We start from the raw sequence: 6,178 nt of genomic DNA, 5'->3' as shown, positions 1-6,178 counted from the left end.
CCGCGATCGGCCAGATCACCCCGAACAACTACGAGAACGCCTACGCGGCGACCACGTCCGCTACCCTCGCGGAAGCGGCATAACCGAACCGACGCCGTGTCCACGATCGAGGGTCAAGGCCCCGGGACATCTTCGAGAAGTACAAGCTCGAGGACACCATCGTCGAGCTCGCACAGAACGATCTGCTGCTGCAGGTGCTGCAGCACTTCGCGAAGGTGGATCTCCACCCGGGCACGGTCTCGAACGAACAGATGGGGCACATCTTCGAGGAGCTGATCCGCAAGTTCGCCGAGGCCAGCAACGAGACCGCCGGTGAGCACTTCACCCCGCGCGAGGTGATCGAGCTGATGGTGACGGTGCTCCTCGATGGCGATCGCACGCTGGGCCGCGACCACGTGGTGCGCAGCGTCTATGACCCGACGGCGGGCACCGGCGGCATGCTGTCGGTCGCCGACGACAGGATCACCGACTTCAACCGCAACGCGCAGGTGAGCCTGCTGGGCCAGGAGATCAACCCCGCCTCGTACGCGATCTGCAAGGCCGACATGGTGGTGAAGGGCCAGCCGATCGACAACATCGTGCTCGGCAACACCCTCACGAACCCCGCCTTCCGCGGGCAGAAGTTCCACTACGGGCTCTCGAACCCGCCGTTCGGCGTGGACTGGAAGCAGTCGAAGAAGGTCGTGGAGGAAGAACACACGGTGCGCGGTTTCGCGGGCCGCTTCGGCGCAGGCCTGCCACGAGTCTCCGACGGGTCGCTGCTGTTCCTCATGCACCTGATCTCGACGCTGCATGAGGCGAAGCCCGAGGAGCCGAACCACACGGCCGGCCGCGGCGCGATCGTGCTGAACGGCTCCCCGCTGTTCACGGGCGGGGCGGGCTCCGGCGAGTCGAACATCCGCAAGTGGGTGCTGGAGAACGACTTCCTCGAGGCGATCATCGCCCTGCCCACCGACATGTTCTACAACACCGGCATCGCCACCTACGTGTGGATCCTCGCGAAGGACAAGGCCCCGGAGCGCCGCGGGAAGGTGCAGCTCATCGACGCGACCGGCATGTTCGCGAAGATGCGGAAGTCCGTGGGCTCCAAACGCCGCTACCTGACCAAGGAGCACATCGAGCAGATCACGAAGCTCTACGGGGCGTTCGAGGAGTCGAAGCACTCGAAGATCTTCGGATGCGAGGACTTCTTCTACCGCACCATCACGGTAGAGCGGCCCATGCGGCGGAACTATGCCGCGAGCCCCGAGCGGATCGAGCGGGCGCTCGCGGCGAAGCAGTTCGCGAAACTGGCCGACGATCAGCAGACGGCGCTGCGCAATGCCCTCGATGACCTCGCAGAGAGCAGTGCGGGCGTGGTCTCGACCAGCCGGGACGAGTTCACTAAGGCGGTGCGCGCGGCGCTGGACGAGCACGGCGTGAAGCTCACCCCCGCACAGATGAAGGTGCTGATCAGCGAGCTGAGCGAGCACGATGAGCAGGGCGAGCTGGTGACCGGCAAAGGCGGGCAGCCCGAGGCCGACGCGTCCCTGCGGGACACGGAGAACGTTCCCTGGGACGAGGACGTGGAGGACTACCTGCAGCGCGAGGTGATCCCCTTCGTGCCGGACGCCTGGATCGACCACGCCAAGACCAAGGAGGGCGCGGAGATCCCCTTCACGCGGCACTTCTACGAGTACGTGTCGCCCAGGTCGCTCGAGGAGATCGACCGTGACCTTGACGAGGTGCTGGGGCGGATCCGGGCTCGGCTTGAGGAGGTGAAGGGGTGAAGCACCCAACCACGCGCCTCCGATTCGCCGCGGAGTTCAACCCATCTCCCCCGAGCAGCGTGCGGGGATCGACGAGCAAGTTCCCGCTGTACCCGATGGAGGCGATCCACGAGTTCGGAGCTCCCTCCGAGCCCGCCCTCCGGCCCGTCGATGACCTGCTCTCCGGCTACTCGTATGTCGAGCCGACCGATGTCGCCTACGCGAAAGTGACTCCGTGCTTCGAGAACGGAAAGGGGTTGGTCGGCAGTGAACTCAAGGGGCCCGCGTTCGCCACGACCGAGCTGACGGTTCTGAGGCCCCGCCCCGGCGTCTCCCGCGACTACCTTGCGTGGCTCCTCCAGTCGGACACCTTCCGCGCGCCCGCTATTTCGTCCATGACCGGAGCAGGGGGACTTCGACGCGTCGCGGAACCCTTCGTCCGCGACCTGGAAGTTCCGCTCCCCGGACTTGAGCGTCAGCACGCCATCGTCGACTACCTCGACCACGAGACCACCGAGATTGACATCCTAATCCACGAGCTGTCCGCGCTGGCCGAGCGTACCTCAGAACGGTTCGAGAGCGAGCTATCCGCAAGAATCCCCTACCCGCAACGCGCTGATGGCCTAACCAGCGGCAATGGCCTTGCACCCATTAAGCGCCTAGGAACCATCACCCTTGGCAAGATGCTCGATTCGAGCCGGAACCGCGAGCCCGGCGAGACCCACCGATATCTCCGAGCCGCCAACGTTCAGCCCCTCGGGAGAATCGACCTCACGGACGTGAAGACAATGAGGTTCACGAACGCCGAAAAGGAAGCTCTCGACCTTCGGGGTGGTGACGTCATCATCGTCGAAGGCGGGCAAGGCGGGTACGGTCGAGCCGCCTACCTCCCGGAAGACATTCCGGACACCGGCTTCCAGAACTCGATCGTCCGAGTACGCCCCCGACCGGGGGTCGACGGCCGGTTCATCACTTACTCGCTGATACTCCTTCGAGTGCGAGGGTACATAAAGTCGGTCGCCGCAACAACATCCATGCCTCACTTCACAGCTGAGAAAGTCGCTGTCACCCCGGTACCCCTCCTCGCTCTTTCAGAGCAGACAGAGATCGCAGACCGGCTTGATCGCAGTGGGAGCGAGGCCCGCGCCACCGAGACCGAAATCGCCCGTGCCATTAACCTTGCCAAGGAGCGCCGCGCGGCACTCATCACCGCCGCGGTCACCGGCCAGATCGACGTCACCGCTAAGCATCGTCCTGCAGCAGAGCAGCTCGAGGACGACATCAAGGAGCTGCCATGAGCACGTCCGGTGTCCACCAGGAACTCGCCCTCCAGGATGAGATCACCTCCCACCTGGAAGCGAACGGCTGGTTGCGTTCGCGCACGTCGGCCGGATACGACAAGGAGCGGGCCCTCTTCCCGGAGGACGTCCTCGACTGGCTGCAGGGCACCGACCCCAACGGATATGAGCGGCTCGTCCCGAAGACGCTCGTCGGCCCAGCCCGCGCCAAGGCGGAGGAGAAGATCCTCGACCGCGTGGCGAAGATGCTCGCCACGGACGAGGCCCACGGCGGCGGAACGCTGAACGTGCTGCGCAAGGGCGTGGAGATGATCGGGCTGCGCGCCCCGCTGAAGCTCCTGCAGATCCCCCCAGCCGATGATCGCAATCCTTCGATCACCGAGCGCTACCGGCAGAACCGGCTGCGCGTGGTGCAGGAGGTCGTTTACTCGAAGAAGAAGAGCGACCGCATCGACCTGGTGCTGTTCTGCAACGGCATCCCCGTCGCCACCATCGAGTTGAAGACCGATTTCACCCAGGGGCTCGCTGAGGGCATCGCCCAGTACCGTCGAGACCGCAACCCCAAGGGCGAGCCGCTGCTCACGCCCCTGCGCGGGGCGCTGGTGCACTTCGTCGTCACCAACCGCGAAGTCGCGATGACGACCAAGCTGGAAGGGCCTGGCACGCGCTTCCTGCCCTTCAACATGGGACGCGACAACGGCGCGGGCAACCCACCCGAGGTCGGCTCAAGATTCTTCTACGAGGAGGTGCTGGCCCGCGACACGTGGCTCACGATCCTCGCGAAGTTCATCTACGTCAGCCACGAGACGCGCGAGGACCCGGTCACCGGCGAGGTCACCGACACCCGCAGCATCCGCTTCCCCCGCTTCCACCAGTGGCGGGCTGTCACTGCTCTCACCGAGGCGGCGCGCGAGGAGGGCCCCGGGCACAACTATCTGATCCAGCACTCCGCAGGCTCCGGCAAGACCGACTCGATCGCCTGGACCGCGCACCGCCTCGCCTCGCTCCACCGGGCCGACGGCACCAAGGTGTTCGACACCGTCGTGGTCATCGCTGACCGCCAAGTGCTCGATCGTCAGCTCCAGGACGCGGTGGACCAGCTCGTGACCACCACCGGCACCTTCCAGGCCATCACCCGCGGCTCCGGCGGCTCGAAGACCGAGCAGCTGCGCGAGGCTCTCACCGCGGGCACTCCGATCATCGGCGTCACCATCCAGACCTTCCCCTTCGCCCTGAAGGCGATGCAGGAGGAGGGCAGCGTGCTCGCCGGGAAGAACTTCGCCGTCATCGCAGACGAGGCCCACTCCTCTCAGTCCGGAAAGGCATCCGCGGCAGTGCGCAGCGTCGTGTACTTGAACGACCCGCCGGAGGTAGCTGACGAGCTGGAGCCCGGCGCCGACCAGGATGCACTGGTGCGGATGGCCTCCCGGGCCGACGACGATCAGCGGATCAGCTTCTTCGCGTTCACCGCGACCCCGAAGGCGACCACGCTCGACAAGTTCGGCCGGCCCGGGCCTGATGGCACGCCCGTCCCCTTCGACCTGTACTCGATGAAGCAGGCGATCGAGGAGGGGTTCATCCTCGACGTGCTGAAGAACTACACGACATACGAACGCGCCGCGAAGATCTCCCTGCAGGCGGGCGGCGAGGACATCGACGTGGACACGTCCACCGCGTCGAAGGCATACCTGCAGGCGGTGAACCTGCATCCCACGAACATCGACCAGAAGGTTCGCGAGATCATCCGCCACTACACGGCGGCCGTGAAGCCCGAGCTCGGCGGGCGCGCCAAGGCGATGGTCGTCACCGACTCCCGCGCGGCCGCAGTGAAGTACGCGCGAGCGTTCGCGCGAATCAGCGAGGAGGAGGGGCACGACCTGCACGCGCTCGTGGCCTTCTCAGGAGATGTCCCCGACCCCGACATCACCGCCCTCCCGGGCGCTGAAGCGCCGACGGTCACCGAGGCGACCGAGAACCCACGGCTGCGCGGCCGGGACCTTGCGCAGGTGTTCGCCGGGCCCGACGAGCACGTGCTGATCGTCGCGAACAAGTACCAGACGGGCTTCGACCAGCCGCTGCTGGTGGGGATGTACGTCGACAAGAAGCTCTCGGGCATCGCCGCCGTGCAGACCCTCTCGCGGCTGAACCGCATGGCGCCCGGCAAGAGCGACACCTACATCCTCGACTTCGTGAACGATCCCGAGACTATCCTCGCGGCGTTCCGTGAGTACTACGAGGACGCCCAGATCAGGAACGACTCCGATCCGGAGCTGGTGCTGAACCTCATGGCCAAGCTCGACGCCACCGGCATCACGACCCCGGTGGAGATCGATCTCTTTTGGCAGGAATGGAGCAGCAGCGGCGCCCGGCATAGCGCGGTCACTGCGCGCCTGCAGCCCGCGGTGGACCGCTTCGGCGACCGCTGGAGGCGGGCGATCCTCGAGAACGACACCGCAGAGCGTGACCTCCTGATCGACTACAAGGCGACGCTCGCGCAGTACGTGAAGGCCTACGACTTCTTCTCGCAGTTCATCAACTACGGCAACCCTCGGTTCGAGAAGTTCGCGGCCTTCGCGGGCCTGCTGAGCCGGCTGCTGCGGGACTTCACGACCGAGCAGACCGACCCCGGCCAGGTGGACGTCTCCGACATCGTGCTCACCCACTACAAGCTCGAGAAGGTGCGCGAAGAGGACCTGCGGATCAGTGAAGGAGAGCCTGAAGGCCTCGACGGCATGACCGAGGCAGGCCTTGCCTCCGCCCGGGAGCGCAAGCGGGAGCGTAAAAGCGAGATCGTCGAGAAGCTCAACCGCTACCTCGGCGGACTCGACGTGGATGACGACTACAAGATCAGCGGCGTCGAGGCCTTGCTCGCGGAGGTCGCGTCAGACCAGACCCTGCAGGCCGTCGCTGGAGCCAACACCCGGGCTGACTTCGCCTTCTCCCCCGGCATGCAGACTGTGATCGAGGGTGCGGTGTGGAACGTGGAGGAGTCTTCGAACGCCGTGGTCAAGCACCTGCGCGAGATGGCCTGGCCAGAGGTGCGGAGCATGCTGCTGGACATGGGGCTGTATGAACGGCTTAGGAATGGAGCGCAAATCACTTAGAAGCACCTTCAAAGAGTTCATTTCAAAC

The 6,178-nt window shown here is 65.5% G+C and carries 3 protein-coding genes; all 3 read left to right on the top strand.

Annotated features, from left to right (window positions below):
• Positions 1 to 194 precede the first annotated feature (194 nt).
• The 3 genes from Bequi_RS12700 to Bequi_RS12690 are packed head-to-tail and all read left to right on the top strand — an operon-like array spanning position 195 to position 6,150.
• A complete protein-coding gene (locus tag Bequi_RS12700) occupies positions 195 to 1,769 on the top strand; it encodes an HsdM family class I SAM-dependent methyltransferase (RefSeq protein WP_249738308.1) in 1,575 nt (524 codons plus the stop codon).
• Positions 1,766 to 3,046 (top strand): restriction endonuclease subunit S, encoded by a 1,281-nt coding sequence (locus tag Bequi_RS12695; RefSeq protein ID WP_249738307.1) that lies wholly within the window; start codon positions 1,766 to 1,768, stop codon positions 3,044 to 3,046. The genes Bequi_RS12700 and Bequi_RS12695 overlap by 4 nt, the downstream gene beginning before the upstream one ends.
• Positions 3,043 to 6,150, top strand: a complete 3,108-nt coding sequence (locus tag Bequi_RS12690; protein ID WP_249738306.1) for a type I restriction endonuclease subunit R — start codon at positions 3,043 to 3,045, stop codon at positions 6,148 to 6,150. The genes Bequi_RS12695 and Bequi_RS12690 overlap by 4 nt, the downstream gene beginning before the upstream one ends.
• Positions 6,151 to 6,178 lie beyond the last annotated feature (28 nt).

Source organism: Brachybacterium equifaecis, from assembly GCF_023509525.1.
In the GTDB taxonomy this organism is placed as follows: Bacteria; Actinomycetota; Actinomycetes; order Actinomycetales; family Dermabacteraceae; genus Brachybacterium; species Brachybacterium equifaecis.
Note: the sequence above shows the minus strand (reverse complement) of the source record. Positions and strands in the feature narration are given on the sequence as shown.

Excerpts from the sequence above, each read along its gene's own strand:
- Bequi_RS12690 (WP_249738306.1), top strand. The coding sequence starts at position 3,043 with ATGAGCACGTCCGGTGTCCACCAGGAACTCGCCCTCCAGGATGAGATC.